The sequence below is a fragment of the Leptospira biflexa serovar Patoc strain 'Patoc 1 (Paris)' genome (genome assembly GCF_000017685.1).
In the GTDB taxonomy this organism is placed as follows: Bacteria; Spirochaetota; Leptospiria; order Leptospirales; family Leptospiraceae; genus Leptospira_A; species Leptospira_A biflexa.
In genome coordinates this window covers 405,949-421,283 of the sequence record NC_010602.1, presented here as the reverse complement: position 1 = coordinate 421,283, position 15,335 = coordinate 405,949, and the positions used below count along the sequence as shown (strand labels likewise).

Below are 15,335 nucleotides of genomic sequence, written 5' to 3'. Positions count from 1 at the left end.
AAAGAAAGAACATTCTATAACGAGTATCGGGATTCCGCATTGATTTTGCAGATAGGTTATTCTAAAAAAGGTGAACGACTTTCCTAGGTAGTCACTAAATTATTGTAAGAAGGTTTCTATGAAAAAAAATACTCTCTTCTATTTCGCATTATCTATATTAGTCGTTTCAATTACCGACATAAGTTCAAATGAACAATTTACATCAAACCAAGCAAATTGGAAAACACTCCAATCTAAGCCATTAGCAGCTGGAAACACAGCACATGATCCAGATAGTGTGAAATGGATCACAAAGGCACAATGGGATGCATCTAAGTGGGATGGAAAAACAATTTATGATCCAACAAAAATGACTAAGTCTCAATTTTTCGCAAGCATTTGTCCAAGTGCGGATCGTGTTCGTGGAATTAGAGAAGTATTTTACAAAACAAATCCATTCAAAGATAATAAAAATCCCACAAAAGCGGAATTAGATGAGTGGCATAGAATTGCAATCAACCATGTACGTGCGTTAGTTGGATATACCTCAGCAGACAGACAAATTCAGAAAGATCAATGTATGTTCAAACGGGCTCTTTGGGGAGATGAAAGAAAATTCACAACTATGTGGGATGCAAAATACCCAGGAACTAACGGATCGGCGGCGGGACCTTGCCAAGGTTCGTCCAATGCTCATTGTGAAGCGAGTTTTATTCCAAGCGCTGAAGACCAAGCGCCTTATTTTAGTGGGACAGAGTTAGTCTGTAAGGCTACGGCTGGATCCGAGGGAGTTTTTAGTGGACCCAAATCCAACATTCCTTGGTCGATCAAATGGTCTCGTGCTTTTTGTAATACGTTAGCTGCCGAAGGGTTTTGGGGAGGTCATGTTGGACCTTGGTTTCATCGGGAAAAATTCGGATTTAGTTTCTGGGACAAAGACATTAACAACAATAATAGCACTGCAGTTCTTCGTGCAAAATGGACTGGAACGTTAATGCCTAGTTTGTATCCAAAACCTTAAGCCAAAACGTTTTTTGGATTTGAGGCTTGCTTTTGGAAAACCTGATCAAAGACCTATGTCGTCAGAAAAAATAGACCCTCTTCTAATGTTTGTGATGCGAGTAAACAATCAAAACAGGACGAAGTCGGAAACGGAGTCCCCGATACGATAAGGGGGCCTATTCCAATGTAAATTAGTGGGAAATCGATGTTCTTTGCCTTCGACCTCAACCAAAATTTCTAAAGAGTGCAATGGCTCCAATCAATATCGAAAACATGAATATACTTTATTTCATCAGACCTTTGTTTTTAATGAACGTAACGTACATTGATCGTTTTCAATGATGCTTGATTATGAGTCATATTGATTCAGAGATACGTTTGATCCGCTTGGTTCTTATCGATCTAATGGAAACTATCGTAACGTGAACAATCTGTCACAATTCTATGATCTCCATTCTGATTGCAGAGTCTGACTCTGATCAAAAAACTGGGGACTCTCCTAAGGTTTCCATTAATTTAGCATTTGCTTCAGAGGAACGAAATATATTGATTGATCACTCTCTATTTTTATGTTCTACTATTCTAATTTGTTTTTTCAACTTTGTTTTAGAAAAAATCCTTTGATGACAAAAAGCTAGGCTCGAAATTGACTTCCTCCAATACTAAATTTCCAAAATATGATTTTCAAAATATTTTTCAATCATTGCCTGAACTATATATGCTTTTGGATTTGGATTTTTGTATCATTGATATCAGCGATGCGTATGCAAATGCGACGTTAATCAAAAGGGAAAATGTTGTCGGACAGAATCTTTTTGAAGTATTCCCTGACAATCCAGAGGATCAATCCGCGGATGGTGTCAAACAACTTCGTTCCTCGCTTAAGCAAGTGCTTAACTACAAACGCACGAGCACAATGGCATTACAAAAATATGATATAACAAAGCCGGATGGAAGTGGATTTGAAGTTCGATATTGGAGTCCTAGAAATTCACCAGTTTTTAATTCCAATGGAGATTTAGTCTGTATTGTACATACGGCAGAAGATGTTACGGATTTTGTATATTTAAAACAACAAAGAGTAGAACAGTCGGAACAAACAGATGAAATGACAGAGCGCATTTCAAAAATGGAATCCGAAGTGATTACCCGTGCAAAAGAAGTAATTGAAAAAAATGAAGCATTACTTAACAGCGAACAAAATTTATCTATCACACTCAGTTCTATCGGCGATGCTGTTCTTGCTACGGATGAACATGGAATCATCAATCGATTAAATCCTGTTGCAGAATCTCTTATCGGTTGGACAGCAAAAGAAGCGATCGGTAAAAACGTAAACGAAGTATTACAATTAGTGTATGCATCCTCTGGTTTACCCAAAAGCATTCCCATCTTCGAAGTCATCTCTAACGGAACTGTCAAAGGAAGTAGCCAAGATGGAATTTTAATCCACCGCTATGGAAGAAAAATAAATATTTCTGATACATGTTCACCCATTCGAAATAAAAACGGTGAAATCATTGGATCGATTTTAGTTTTTCGCGATATATCGGAAGAATTTGCTGCAAAAACATATCTGGAAAAGGCAAAAGAAAATGCAGAAATGGCAAACAAAGCAAAGGATTCTTTTCTCGCAACAATGAGCCATGAAATCCGTACACCACTTAGTGGGCTTATCGGTATGTTAGAGTTACTCTATCAAACTTCATTAAATGATGACCAAAAAAGTTTAGTGAATAATGCATTGGTTTCAGGCAACAGCTTACTACGTATCCTTAGCGATATTCTTGATCTTTCAAAAATAGAAGAGGGAAAATTAGAATTATCACTTCAACCAACATCAATTAGTCGACTACTCTCCGAAGTAGCGACAACCTATTTACAAATCGCAAGTTCAAAAGGATTGACATTAAGTTATGCTGTGGATGAAAAAATTACATCTGCGCATATATTGGATTCTTTACGTTTGTCTCAGATTATCAATAATTTTGTAAGCAATGGTATTAAATTTACATCGAAAGGAAGTATTCATATTTCAGCGAACTTAATTAAAAATATTGATACATTACAACAAATCCAATTTTCCGTCACTGATACAGGAATAGGCCTCAGCAAAACTGATCAATCAAAATTATTCCAGTCTTATACGCAGGCCACAGCTGACACTGCTCGATTGTACGGTGGCACTGGACTTGGACTTGCTATCTGTATGAGATTGTCTGAACTGATGGACGGAAACATAACGATTGATAGTTTACCAGGTTCTGGGTCTACATTTAGTATTACATTGTCGCTTCCCACAACGGAAATGGATACCAAAAACGAGAATTCAAAGGAAAATGCCCCAAAAACAATTGAACCAATTTTTTTTACAGAATTTGATCCTCCTCGAATATTAGCTGTTGATGACAATTCAGTCAATTTAGAAATTATTTTACGCCAATTGAAAGTTTTTGGTCTGGAAGTCGATGGAGCTGATGATGGGGAAAAGGCTTTGCAGTTGTGGTTAAACAATAAATACGATCTCATCATAACCGATTGCCATATGCCCATAAAAGATGGTTATACATTAACCAAAGAGATCCGAAATATAGAAAAATCAAAATTTGAAAAACGAATACCGATTATCGGTTACACTGCCAATGCTTTGGTGGAAGAAAGAGAGTATTGTTTGTCCATAGGAATGGATGAGCTTTTGATCAAACCAGCTCGATTGTCAAATCTAAGAGAAACTCTTGTTAAATGGTTGCCAAATCAAATTCAATCGATTGACCAATAGTATTTGGAAATCTACTGCATTTTAAATATCTCCATTTTGACTTAAGAGATTAAAAAGTTCCTGCACGGAATTTTGTAAGGTCACTTGGAACATCTACCTTTTCCTTTCGTCTATCAACCCTGCACCAGGGATTGAAGTGGAAATCCTTTTCACATAAGTGAAAAGATTGGAGCGGAAAGCCCGGTCGCTTACAGAACAGAATCAACATAAACCTAACGATTGCGAGGTGCCCACTTACACAACTACCAAAAGCCAATTCCCATCACTAAAAGCACAAGACCAATCACCAGTACAAAAAACCCATCGGTAACATATTCTTCTAAGTGATCCCACATAAACGTGAGCTCATTTTGTGAAACTCGCATCATCCGAACGGGAACGGAGTCCCCGATACGATAAGGGGGCCTATTCCAATGTAAATTAGTGGGAAATCGATGTTCTTTGCCATCGACCTCAACCAAAATTTCAAAAGAGAGCAAAGGCACTTGGTAACGATCTCGTCCCCTGGAAACAAACGACACAACTCTGCCTGTTAGTGGTATACCAAAAATTCGAAAGAGAATCCATTTTCGGACTGTGTTCATGGCCAAGAGTAACAAGAAAATGGCGAGTATAACAAAGAGGCGTGCAATCCAATATTTTGGCTCTTTCATTGTAATTTTCTTAGACGAAGATTTTCATCGAAAGTTTCAATCATCTAAAGGACAAGTAGTGAGTGAAGTTGCCTATGAAAGCCATTTAACTCTGTATCTGCGACTTTCGATAATCCACTGCTAGGCTCAAAATAAATCTTGCCTTTTACTAACATTTGTTCCTTATTTGAGAATATTTATATGGATGATTCGAGGGGTAGCACTACTGAATCTGGGAAAGCATTTGCTAGATCTTTAAGGTGAGTATCGGAGACTTAGTTTTTTTTTGCCAGCACATTTCCGGATACTCGCTCCAATCTTAAATGTGATTTGCCAATCGTTGTGATTGTTTTGAGAGTCCATCCACATTTTCACGCAAGTGGGAGGTATTGGATGCAAGCGACGAAGCAGATTGTTCAATCGATACAAGCGCTCTCGACATTTCTTGTGTACCCGTTTTTTGTTCTGATGCCAAAACTTCCAATTGTTTGGAAAGTGAAAACAATTCTTGGAATGAATTTAAAAAAGATTTATGAATGGATGTTTGTTTTTCTACTCGAATTTTTAAATCAGAAAGGTTTGAAACGAGGATACCAAAACTTTTATCCTGGATTCCCATTTTTTCTTTCGTTTCATAAGCGGCCGTATTTCCGCTCACAATTTGTTTAGCAGCTTGTGTAATGATTTTTGATATTAGTGATGCATTTTCCTGTGCACTGTCAGCAAGTTTAGCGACTTCTTGAGCTACTACAGCAAAACCTCTTCCATGTTCACCAGCGCGAGCTGCTTCAATAGAAGCATTTAATGCAAGTAAGTTGGTTCGATCAGCTATGTCTCGTAAAATTTGGTTCACTTCTTCCACTTTTTGAAAACTTTCTTTAATTTCTTCAAAATTGGAGCTAACTGAATCCATAGCTGTCGTTACTTGAACACTATATTGTTTTGATTCATCAGTGGTTTGTGCCAAATTGATCGTTGAACTGTATACTTCGGACAAAATTTTATCCATCACGGAACTTTCTTGGTTTAAATCATCTATTCTCGTAAACTGTGATTTCACAAAATCGCTAGCACTGTCCATTGAAGCTGCAAGTTCTTCCATAGACGCACTGATCTCCTCGACACTAGAAACTTGTGTTTGGATTTCAGTGTTCAATGAATCCATAAATTTTAACATTTCTTGGACACTTTGATTCAACGTTTCCGCTTCTTGTTGGATGTTTTGCTTTGTTTGGTTTGCGGATTCAGATTTTAGTCTTGCTTCTTCGGCAGATTTTGTTGCTTCAATACTAGAATTCGACATAAATTTTACGACGGCACTCATCATATGCACACCACAAATCAAAGCAATTGTATTAATCCCAATGAATGGAATCCCAAATTGATTTGCAGCAGTCGCAATAAATTTAATTTCAGCACCACCCTTTACTCCTAAAAATACATATAGAAGTAAACTTGAAATTGCAATGTATCCAACTGTCATAGTCAAACGATATGACAAAAGAAAACCTGAGTAAATAACGACAAATAGTAGAACCAACATTACAAATGGTAATGTTGCAATCGAAACCTTTTCTGCAGGAGTTTTGGACATAATGACAACAATGGCGAAAACACTCGAATAAATGATGATATCGAGTATGATGGAGACGTATGCAAATTTTAAAAAGAATTTTTGTTTTTTATAAAGCCAAAAGGTATAAACACCATATGACAAAACTATTAATTCTAGAAATGATAAAATAAGGCTCATCGTTTTTTCGGTAGTTGGAATCGCCACCATAAAGAAAATATTGATAGATAACATAACAATTGCAAAGGAAATACGAATCGTGTTCGCTATCATACTTCCCTTTTCTAAGTAGTTTCCAGAAACTGATGTCATAAGGCAAAATCCCCATATTGATAGACGATATTTTTTTAAAATATCGACATAGGTTATTTTTATCCTACAATTCGGCAAAGAATCGTCAAAACGAATTCCTTTCTTTTGATGGAAATCCGTGAAGAGAGAAAATAAAATAAACAGAGTTAATTACGGAGGATGAATCACTTTAAGAACATGAGTTGACATTGAAACGAATGAGTTAATCATTTTCAAAGCCAATTAAAATCTTATGCCGATAGCCAATTGTTACATTAATGATTTGACAATTACAAACAAACAACTGGAGACGCTTACCAAAGAGTGGGCTGAAACAATTGAAGTTGATTTAAAAGACATTTGCCTTTCCATTATAGATGTTTCTCAACAGGCAGGTCAAAACTATAAAGTAATGGTAATTCTTTTTTTACCTTCTCTTTGGGATAAATCAAACATTGAAAGAATACAGCTCAGCTTAGATACGTTATTGAAAAAACATTTTAAATTAGGAGTATCAGACGTTTTCATTATTACAAATATTGTTCAATCAGGAAATGTAACTGAAAATGGAAACATAGTGAAATGGGAATAAAATCTAGTCACGTTTGAGTTAGACTGTTTTCCAATCTTGCGCAATCTGTCCTGAATTTTGGAATTGATTTTGGAAAAAAGAATCAGATTCTTAATTATACCTTTCAAAGATTGAAATACATATGAAGATCCAGAGTTTTTTTCCATCCAAGTTACTCTCCCCTTATGTTCAAAAATACTTAATTATCAAAACAGAAGAAGGTATCGAGAACCAAATTCTACCAGCTCCTCATCTTGTATTATCATTCCAACTTTCAGGAAGCTTACATTCGATTGAGTCTGAGTACTCGTATGATTTACCGAGAATGGGAATTGCTGGGTTTAGAAAATCCGCAAGAACAATCATATATCCTAAAAAATCCTCGGCGTTGCTTGTTCTTTTGACAGAAATTGGAGCTGCTAATTTTTTTTTGGAACCTATCTCCGACTTCATTGGCAAAACTTTAAGTTTAGAACTCTTAATTCCTAATCAATCATTAAGGGAGATAGAAGAAAAACTTTTTGATTCCACATCTGACTTGATTAGAATTCATCTCATTGAGAATTTTTTAATTCAAAAATTCCATCGGAACAACAATGAAACATTATTCAAATCTGTTGCGCATTCATTCGGCCATTTCTTCCTATTCGAATCAAATGAACCTCACGGAGATTGCACACAATAATGGTTTTTTTGATCAATCCCATTTCAACAAAGAATTGAAACTTTTTACGGGAAAATCGCCTAAAACTTTTTTCGAACGAAAACAAATTTGGTAAGAATGTTTCTTTTCTGATTTTTTACAATTTTTCTCACCTGAGAACGTGTATCTTATTCTTTATGTAAGCTATTAAAAGCGCAAATAATAAAGAGGATACCATGAACCAAATTCTGATTGATCGATTCCAATTACCGAAAGAAGCAAAGGAAGTTTTTTTAAAACGAGTAAAAATCAACCGTGAATATATAAAAACCATTCCTGGCTTTTTAGGTGATGAGGTTTTCCTTTGTGAAAAAAATAATAACATCCTGGTTGTGACGGTAGCGAAATGGAAAGATCAAGTCAGCTTACAAAATGCCAAGGCACTCGTCTTTTCAGAGTATCAAAAACAAAATTTTGATATGATGGAGATTTGTAATTTCAAAACATTTAAATTAATCTTGTAAAAATCGTTAGAAGTTCATAAGTTGTTGAATGTAAATTAGATCGAATGAAAATAATAGAATTCACTCCTAAAAATCAAGATAGTCTTTCTTCGGCAATTGAACTTCTGGCATCTATTCCTCTTGCTAATGGTGTTCTAGAATATCATGTCCATCTTCAAGATCTTACTCAGGTTTCAGCCCAGACCCAAGTCTTCATCAATGAGCTGACTGACGTTGAAGGTGAATTTGTCATGGATGATGAGACTATCCTGTTTTTATCAGCCATCGAGCACAAAGAATTAATTGATTCAATAGAAAGATTTGTAAAAAAAACAATCGAATTCAATCAATCCGTTGGTAGGCACAAAATACCTTATACAGATCCAGAAAGACCTTTTGCTTTTAGCGCATCGCATGCCTTGGCTTTATATGATAAAAAATTTATCATATTATTTATTCGTTATTTGCAAACCTTGAATTTGGATTTTGAAGTTTATACCTTTGGTGCTATTGAAAGTATTTTTAGAAAATTTGGTATTTGTGACGAAACCCTTGAACTAGCTTCGGCCCGGATTTTAAGTTGCGCTGGACAGCATGGGCTTGAGCAAATCGTACCATTATTCAAAGAGAAAAAAGAAACTGATGAATACCAAAAACTTCTATTGAAGTTGAAAGTAAATGATTCTGACTTTCCATTGAAAGAAGATTTCTTAACGTATTTTTTTGAAGAAATGAATTCCTAACGATGGTCTGCTTATCTGTTTACTTACGAGTAAAAAAGAATTTAAAGCAGAAAATTGAAAGTCTATTTTATATAAAACATTTTTACGAATCGAAAGTATATTGTTAATTAGTTTTCTGAAATTGTGAAGGGAACTCTCTAAGTTGTAAGATTGAATCATCTCTGATTGATCAAATCCATTGTAGTCAACATAGGCAATTCCAACCAGATAAGCACCTTACAAATAATTAAGTCGCTCAAGCTGATTTCGGGAACCTTTCCGTATTTCTAAGTTTTGAACTTACAAGGGAAAACAAGAATTGTTTCCTTTCTTGGGGAAAATGATGGAAATCACCAAAGGCACGTTAAAGTTAGAACCAAAAATACTTATGGTGAACGAAGATTTTGTTTCTGTAATCATTCAATTTTCAGCTAGCCGTGACAACGCACTGATGTCAATGGCAGGAGTTGACCTATTAAAAATTCAGAATGGACAGATCAAAGAAGTCTGGCTTTTTTCCGAAGACCAAGAAGCTGAAAATACTTTTTGGGGGAAGTAAAGAATACTAATTCACGAAAGGAATCAAGAAGACAAAATGAGTTAGGTGGCACTTTAAAATTTGGTATCAGATTCGCAAGATACCAAATGTGTCACTTGGCCTCGTAGATTGGGGAAGAGGCAGTATTCTCAAACATACTAGAAATAAAACTAACTCCCATCAAGAAAAACCAGTAGCAAATAAAATTGCATTCGATCGATTTTTGTGCTAAGATCCTTTCCATTGGCAAAGGACATCTCTTCATGAATCAATCTCTCATTTTAATTTCGGCACTCCCACTCCTTGGAATCCTCCTCTATTTTGAAAAAAAAGAATCGATAAAAGGAATGTTAGGTGTAAAACCAATTTTATCTTCACTTTTTGTCATCACAGCGTTTCTCCAAATCAATCAATATTCAAGTTACCAGTATCTCATCCTTGTTGGGTTGGTTCTTAGTTTTATTGGTGATATATGTCTGATTTTTTTCTTTCATAAAAAAGTTTTCACAGCAGGTCTTGGTGCTTTTCTCGCAGGTCATGTGATGTATACGATTGCTTTTTCTCGATTAGGAGAGGTGGGTTCAGTCATGATCACAGTGGGAACAGTTTTTTTGCTGACAAGTGTCGTGATTTATATGCGACTCCAGGCAAATCTTGGGAATATGCGTGCACCTGTTTTAGCCTATATCAGTATTATCACAGTGATGGTGATTGGAGCTGCTTCTTTTTGGGACCACACCACAATCAACATCAATTGCCGCAATTTTGTGTTAACCGGTGCTCTGCTTTTTTACATCTCTGATATATTTGTAGCAAGGCACCGATTCGTCCAAAAAGAATTCCTGAATCGAGCGATTGGACTACCTATGTACTACTCAGCACAATTTTTGATCGCATTATCAACTGGTCTAATTTAAAAGATTTAATGAATATGTATGAGTGATACTAAAACAACTAACAATAACTCTATGAGAATAGAATACTGGAGACAGTCCTTTGAAAATAATCTCTTCTTCTCTCATCATGACCCTCATATTTTTCGCTACTTTACGCGTGCATTCGGAGAATCAAAATTTGAACCCCTTAAATGACTGTTTTTCCGAGAACAATCTTTTCATCGTTCCCAATAAAGTCCTTCGACTTTAGTTTGTATATCTAGAAAAAACTACATTTTATGAAAATGCTTCCAAAACTAGAAAATCTCCAATCTACCACTATGTCCCACAAAATGTCTGATAGTTGGCATCTCCACCCATCGGGACTTCATCTCCATAATCATAACCAATTTCCCGTTTGTAAGGAGACAAACTCCTTTCAATGAATTGATCCACAACACTCGTATTTCCTTGGTGAACGTTAGCAAGGGCCATTTCCACTAAGTGATTTCTAGGTACAAAGCTTGGATTTGTTTTTTGCATCAGTGAGATCGCATCTTCGTCTCGGATCCCCTGCTTCGTTTTCTCTTCCTTCCAAAGTTTCACCCAATCTTTCCATCGAATATCGTTATAAATTGTATCCTTAGGAGAGTAAACGCCTTCCAAAACAAGAAATGTATTGGTAAAATCAGCTTCGGTATCTTGCATCCACTGGTAAAGGCTTTGGAGTAATAGCAAATCTTTTTCTGTTAGGTTAGGGAATCCAATTTTTTCACCTAACATTCGTATGTAACTTTCATGAAACCAAGATTCCAATTCATTCAGTTTTGTTTTTGCCAGTGCAATCGCGGTTTCTTGATTTGGATCTAAGAGAGGGAGAAGCGAATTTGTCAAACATGCTAAGTTCCATTGGGCAATCCCCACTTGATTGGAAAATGCATAACGACCATTCACATCGATGGAGCTAAACACACGTTTTGCGGAAAATCCATTCATAAAGGCACAAGGACCATAATCGATTGTCTCTCCAGCAATACTCATATTGTCTGTATTCATCACACCATGGATGAAGCCAACCCTCATCCAATTGGTAATGAGTGAGACTTGGCGCCTCATCACAAACTCTAAAAATGCAAGCGCAGGATTCTCTGTGTTTAAAACATCAGGGGCATGCCTCCTCGCAGTGTATAAAAATAATGCTTCCAATTCTTCTAAGGATAGAGCTTGGTAGGCATATTCAAATGTACCCACTCGAATATGGCTTTTCGCCACTCGAGTCAAAACGGCTCCTTCTTGGGGATCCTCTCTTAAAACAGCCTCCCCAGTTTTCACAACCGCCAAACTTCGAGTTGTTGGAATCCGCAAACCTGCCATCGCTTCACTCATGATGTACTCTCGCACCATCGCACTGATAGTCGCACGTCCATCACCATTTCTAGAATACTTGGTCCTACCTGATCCTTTCCATTGGAAATCGAATCTTTCTCCATTTTTGTTTTTGAATTCTCCCATCACAATCGTTCGACCGTCACCTAACATCGTAAAATGTCCAAACTGATGGCCCGCATAGGCTTGGGCAAATGGTTCAATTCCTTCCGGCAGGATTGACCCGGAAAAAAAACGAGCGGTCGCTTCTTCCTGTTTTTTCCAATGCGAAAATTGAAACTCCAATGCCAATGCATCGTTCCAAAATAGAACTTCCGGAGAAGTTACTGGTGTGGGTTTGGTAACTTGGAAAAAAGAATTGGGTAAGGATGTATAAGTTGCTTCCACTAATGGAAATGATGGAAAGGAAAGGGATGGCATACTTGTTAGACCTGTCTTGGCATTCGATTTTGAGTTCAATTTTAGTAAGAGGTTCGATCGATCTCTTTTATTTCATAATCTTTTTTCAATTTGTTTGGTGGGCGCCCATCTCCGGCTATCCGCTCCAATCTTTGCTTACGCAAAGGATTTCCGCTTCTATCCGGGGCGCGGGGAGTTCAATTTTATAGAACTGGAATGGTTTCAGTTTCAAGATCGGAAGATGAGAGATGGTCTATTGAGTTGTGCTTTCTTTTCCAAATCACTCCATCGACGATATAATGATGGAATGTCAGTGACATGGTAAGTACCACTGACATTGGTATCAATTGTGTTTTAAACAATTCATCCAGTGTACCACCTAGTTCTGGTAGTAAATAATAGATAGGCAAAGCGAGTGCGATTGTAAACAGAAAGTAAAGAATTGTATACCCATATCCCCGTTGCGATAACCAGGATAGAACTTTTGCCTTCGGATCAACTCCCGAACCAAATCGATTGCGGTTATATACCCAAACATAAACAATGTATTGGACATTGTGCCAAACATTGACAAGTAACCATCCAGAACACAACTCTTCTATTAAAATATAACCGACAAAAAAAACAAAAAAATGGGATAACATGAATAATGTATGAGCAATGGCAAATTCACCTCGCCAAAATGCAGTGATACGAGTCATAACCCAAATAAAGCAAAGGATCATCGTGACCACACCCGCAGCTTGTACAATCAAATCAGGAACAGGGGGAAGCCAGAACTCTTGGAAAAGAAATTCATCAGGCCTTTGGGAACACCGATGAAGAAAACCCCAGATAGGAACAGACCATAATGTCAATTCAGATAATATTTCCGAATCCCAAAGGAGACCACCCGCTTTACGCCTGTAAGATTGAGTGATCCCCCAACTTTGACGCACTGTGTGATACAATTGACCCATGAAATAGAGAAGTAAAATTCCTTTCATGCCCCAGTTTGCACCTACCGCCATAAGGAAAAGAAACACAATTGGTGGCACAATCCATACCAATGCCCAAAACTTGTTTCGATCATCTCGATGGAAGAGTAACCTCGTATACGTAGACCATAAGTGTTCATACCCAAAAAGCCAACCATGCACTGTTAACATTGGGATAAAGAGTAAAGGCCAAAACACAGTGACCCCAGCCATCATACTGGCGAGGAACGTAATCCCAATGATAAAGGTAAAATCGAATCGGGAAATTTTAGGTAAAACTAAATCCATAACAAATAGGATGGACCATGCCTAATAGAATTTAGGTCACAACACCCGGTGGTAGTTTAGATCTTGGAGGTTCTGTACAAACATTTTTTTCACCATCACTTTTACACTCATGATGTTTTTGACATTCATCGGAAGATTTACACTCTTCTCCAGCTTTCTTTTTGTTTGGATCATTGGGAAGATAGGTTTCACTTTTCATTTTTGCTTCTGGTCCCGCATAAGTCACACCGGTTAGCAAAACCAAGGCAATTAAGAATATGATTTTTGTTAGGTTTTGATTCATCTGAGAATCCTCCAAATTGGTACCAAGCGATTCAATCGGTTTGCATTCGCTTATGTCTGATCAATAAAATCTGTTTTCAAGTGTAAACCAAAAACCGAGGATTGGCAATTCATTTCGCTCATAGGACATGTCCCAATAAATAAATGAATTTCTTAGGAGAAAATAGGTTTCTGATCTGTTATTCATAGTCGAAAGGAAAGAAGGGTATGAATCCATTGAATCGATTCCCAATCAGTCAGTCACATAAAAGTTCTTTTTCTTCTGTGTTCGTTTGTTTGGTTATGGTTTTGTTTTTCTCGTGTTCCCTTGTAGGAGTGGATGTCGATGGTAAAACAAACTCAGAGAACACTTCACTCATCTCTGCCGGTTTATTATTGCAAACACTTTCCCAACAAAGTACTTACAATACACCTCCCACTGTTCGATCAATGACAACCTATTCTGTTTCCAAAACGACTCATGTGTATGCACAAGCACTGAGTCATTCCAATTGGGGATCTGCAACAACTAACATCGTCAACTTAAGTTTAGATTTATATTTACCTGAGAATGCACCAAGGAACCGTCCTGCCATGATCCTCATCCATGGTGGTGGGTTCTCTACTGGATCGAAAGATGATACAAACATCGTATCGATGGCAAATTATTTTACAAGTCGTGGTTGGGTTTGTATCTCGATCAACTACAGACTGATTTCAGCTTATGGCACACTCTCAACAGCCTGGGGAACGTATGTATTAAATAATGCGGCACTTACTCCTGCAGAAAGACAACAAAGTTATGCGATGTATCCTGCGGCAAGAGATGCAAAAGCAGCTCTTCGTTGGTTGTATGCCAATGCATCTACTTATGGTATTAACACAAATTACATGACAGCACTCGGAGGATCAGCTGGATCCTTTTTAGCCAATATGCTTGGGATCACAAATGTAAATGATTTCCGAGATGAAACCTTGACTCTTGTGGATACCACTCTTTTAAGTACCAATCTCAATGCAGGATCAACCATTCATACTGTCATCGACCACTGGGGTGGAATCACACATATGACATACTTACAAACAATTACAGGCCAGTCCAGATTTGATGCCAATGACCCACCCATTAGTATTGTCCATGGCACACTTGATGCCGATGTTCCCTTTTCACAAGCGGAGGCACTCCGAGATGCCTACATTGCCACAGGAGCATCCTATGAATTTAATCCTCTTGTGGGAGAAGGTCATAGTGCATGGTCCGCTACGATTAATGGTAAATCTTTATCGGAAAATGCTTTTCAATTCATAGTCACAAAACAAACTTTAACCGTAAACTAATCCTCGGTTCTCTTTGGGTTAAAGTTTTATTTCATCTAACGATTTCAATTTTTAAATGACAACATAACAATCATTCAACATGGAACTCACCTACTTTAGCCTTAGTATCACAACCTCCCTACTCCTTTTTTCCCTATCTTTGATCCACATCTATTGGGGTTTAGGAGGGTTATGGCCAGGGAAAAACAAACAAGAATTAATTGATTTAGTCTTTGGAAAAGGAAATCAGTTCCCGTCGGCCTTCAGTTGTTTTTTTGTCGCTGTGTTTTTGATTCTCTTTTCCATTTTGCCCATTGTTTGGATCTATCGAGTCCCTTTTTTGATACATCCTCAAATGACAAATGGTATACGCTATATAATGTATTTTGTCGCTATTGTTTTTACGTTACGAGGTGTCCTTGGATACCTTCCTTTTGTCACCAAACATTGGAAACCGATCTTTGTGTATTATACAAAGCGGATTTATAACCCACTCTGTCTCTTTCTGGGTTTGGTTTTTTGGGGAATGGCCTTCTTTACGTAACAATTTTCAAAATTCAAAACTTAAATTGATGGCAATTGGCTCATAAGTCAAACAA

16 protein-coding genes are annotated in these 15,335 nt (G+C 37.2%); 11 read left to right on the top strand and 5 right to left on the bottom strand.

What is annotated here, in order from left to right; translation table 11 throughout:
• Positions 1 to 118 precede the first annotated feature (118 nt).
• Both LEPBI_RS02070 and LEPBI_RS02060 read left to right on the top strand, forming a co-directional pair.
• Positions 119 to 1,000 carry a hypothetical protein gene (locus LEPBI_RS02070; RefSeq protein ID WP_012387456.1) on the top strand — a complete coding sequence of 294 codons (882 nt, stop codon included), beginning with the start codon at positions 119 to 121 and terminating at the stop codon, positions 998 to 1,000.
• A gap of 627 nt (positions 1,001 to 1,627) precedes the next feature.
• Entirely contained in the window at positions 1,628 to 3,760 is a 2,133-nt protein-coding gene (locus LEPBI_RS02060) for an ATP-binding protein (protein WP_012387454.1), read from the top strand.
• Between the two features lie 242 nt (positions 3,761 to 4,002).
• On the opposite strand, the gene LEPBI_RS02055 is transcribed toward LEPBI_RS02060, so the two are convergent.
• On the bottom strand, positions 4,003 to 4,413 hold the full coding sequence (locus LEPBI_RS02055; RefSeq protein ID WP_012387453.1) for a hypothetical protein: 411 nt from the start codon (positions 4,411 to 4,413) through the stop codon (positions 4,003 to 4,005).
• A 298-nt stretch (positions 4,414 to 4,711) separates the two neighbouring features.
• Entirely contained in the window at positions 4,712 to 6,277 is a 1,566-nt protein-coding gene (locus LEPBI_RS02050; protein ID WP_012476115.1) for a methyl-accepting chemotaxis protein, read from the bottom strand.
• A 232-nt stretch (positions 6,278 to 6,509) separates the two neighbouring features.
• Here LEPBI_RS02050 and LEPBI_RS19210 point away from each other — a divergent pair, with 232 nt between their 5' ends.
• The 7 genes from LEPBI_RS19210 to LEPBI_RS02020 all read left to right on the top strand — a co-directional run bounded on the left by LEPBI_RS19210 (position 6,510) and on the right by LEPBI_RS02020 (position 10,150).
• Complete coding sequence (locus LEPBI_RS19210; RefSeq protein ID WP_012387451.1) at positions 6,510 to 6,848, top strand: hypothetical protein; 339 nt, start codon at positions 6,510 to 6,512, stop codon at positions 6,846 to 6,848.
• Positions 6,849 to 6,969: 121 nt separating this feature from the next.
• Positions 6,970 to 7,512: a DUF6597 domain-containing transcriptional factor gene (locus LEPBI_RS02040; protein ID WP_012387450.1), complete on the top strand. Its 543-nt coding sequence runs from the start codon at positions 6,970 to 6,972 to the stop codon at positions 7,510 to 7,512.
• Entirely contained in the window at positions 7,424 to 7,606 is a 183-nt protein-coding gene (locus tag LEPBI_RS19205) for a helix-turn-helix domain-containing protein (RefSeq protein WP_226992858.1), read from the top strand. The genes LEPBI_RS02040 and LEPBI_RS19205 overlap by 89 nt, the downstream gene beginning before the upstream one ends.
• Before the next feature lie 100 nt (positions 7,607 to 7,706).
• Complete coding sequence (locus tag LEPBI_RS02035) at positions 7,707 to 7,994, top strand: antibiotic biosynthesis monooxygenase family protein (protein WP_012387448.1); 288 nt, start codon at positions 7,707 to 7,709, stop codon at positions 7,992 to 7,994.
• 44 nt (positions 7,995 to 8,038) lie between these two features.
• A complete protein-coding gene (locus LEPBI_RS02030) occupies positions 8,039 to 8,716 on the top strand; it encodes a hypothetical protein (RefSeq protein WP_012387447.1) in 678 nt (225 codons plus the stop codon).
• A 319-nt stretch (positions 8,717 to 9,035) separates the two neighbouring features.
• Positions 9,036 to 9,254, top strand: a complete 219-nt coding sequence (locus tag LEPBI_RS02025; protein WP_226992857.1) for a nuclear transport factor 2-like protein — start codon at positions 9,036 to 9,038, stop codon at positions 9,252 to 9,254.
• A gap of 242 nt (positions 9,255 to 9,496) precedes the next feature.
• Positions 9,497 to 10,150: a lysoplasmalogenase gene (locus LEPBI_RS02020; RefSeq protein ID WP_012387444.1), complete on the top strand. Its 654-nt coding sequence runs from the start codon at positions 9,497 to 9,499 to the stop codon at positions 10,148 to 10,150.
• Positions 10,151 to 10,447: 297 nt separating this feature from the next.
• Here LEPBI_RS02020 and LEPBI_RS02015 read toward each other — a convergent pair whose 3' ends face one another.
• From LEPBI_RS02015 to LEPBI_RS02000, 3 genes are all read right to left on the bottom strand, one after another.
• Positions 10,448 to 11,953, bottom strand: coding sequence for a protein adenylyltransferase SelO (locus LEPBI_RS02015; protein ID WP_226992855.1), 1,506 nt, complete (start codon positions 11,951 to 11,953; stop codon positions 10,448 to 10,450).
• A 143-nt stretch (positions 11,954 to 12,096) separates the two neighbouring features.
• Positions 12,097 to 13,158, bottom strand: coding sequence for a hypothetical protein (locus tag LEPBI_RS02005; protein WP_012387442.1), 1,062 nt, complete (start codon positions 13,156 to 13,158; stop codon positions 12,097 to 12,099).
• Between the two features lie 31 nt (positions 13,159 to 13,189).
• Positions 13,190 to 13,441, bottom strand: coding sequence for a hypothetical protein (locus tag LEPBI_RS02000; protein WP_012476113.1), 252 nt, complete (start codon positions 13,439 to 13,441; stop codon positions 13,190 to 13,192).
• A gap of 206 nt (positions 13,442 to 13,647) precedes the next feature.
• Between LEPBI_RS02000 and LEPBI_RS01995 the strand changes: the two genes are divergently transcribed.
• On the top strand, positions 13,648 to 14,757 hold the full coding sequence (locus LEPBI_RS01995) for an alpha/beta hydrolase (RefSeq protein WP_012476112.1): 1,110 nt from the start codon (positions 13,648 to 13,650) through the stop codon (positions 14,755 to 14,757).
• A gap of 79 nt (positions 14,758 to 14,836) precedes the next feature.
• Complete coding sequence (locus LEPBI_RS01990) at positions 14,837 to 15,280, top strand: DUF3995 domain-containing protein (protein WP_012387438.1); 444 nt, start codon at positions 14,837 to 14,839, stop codon at positions 15,278 to 15,280.
• The last annotated feature ends 55 nt before the right edge of the window (positions 15,281 to 15,335 follow it).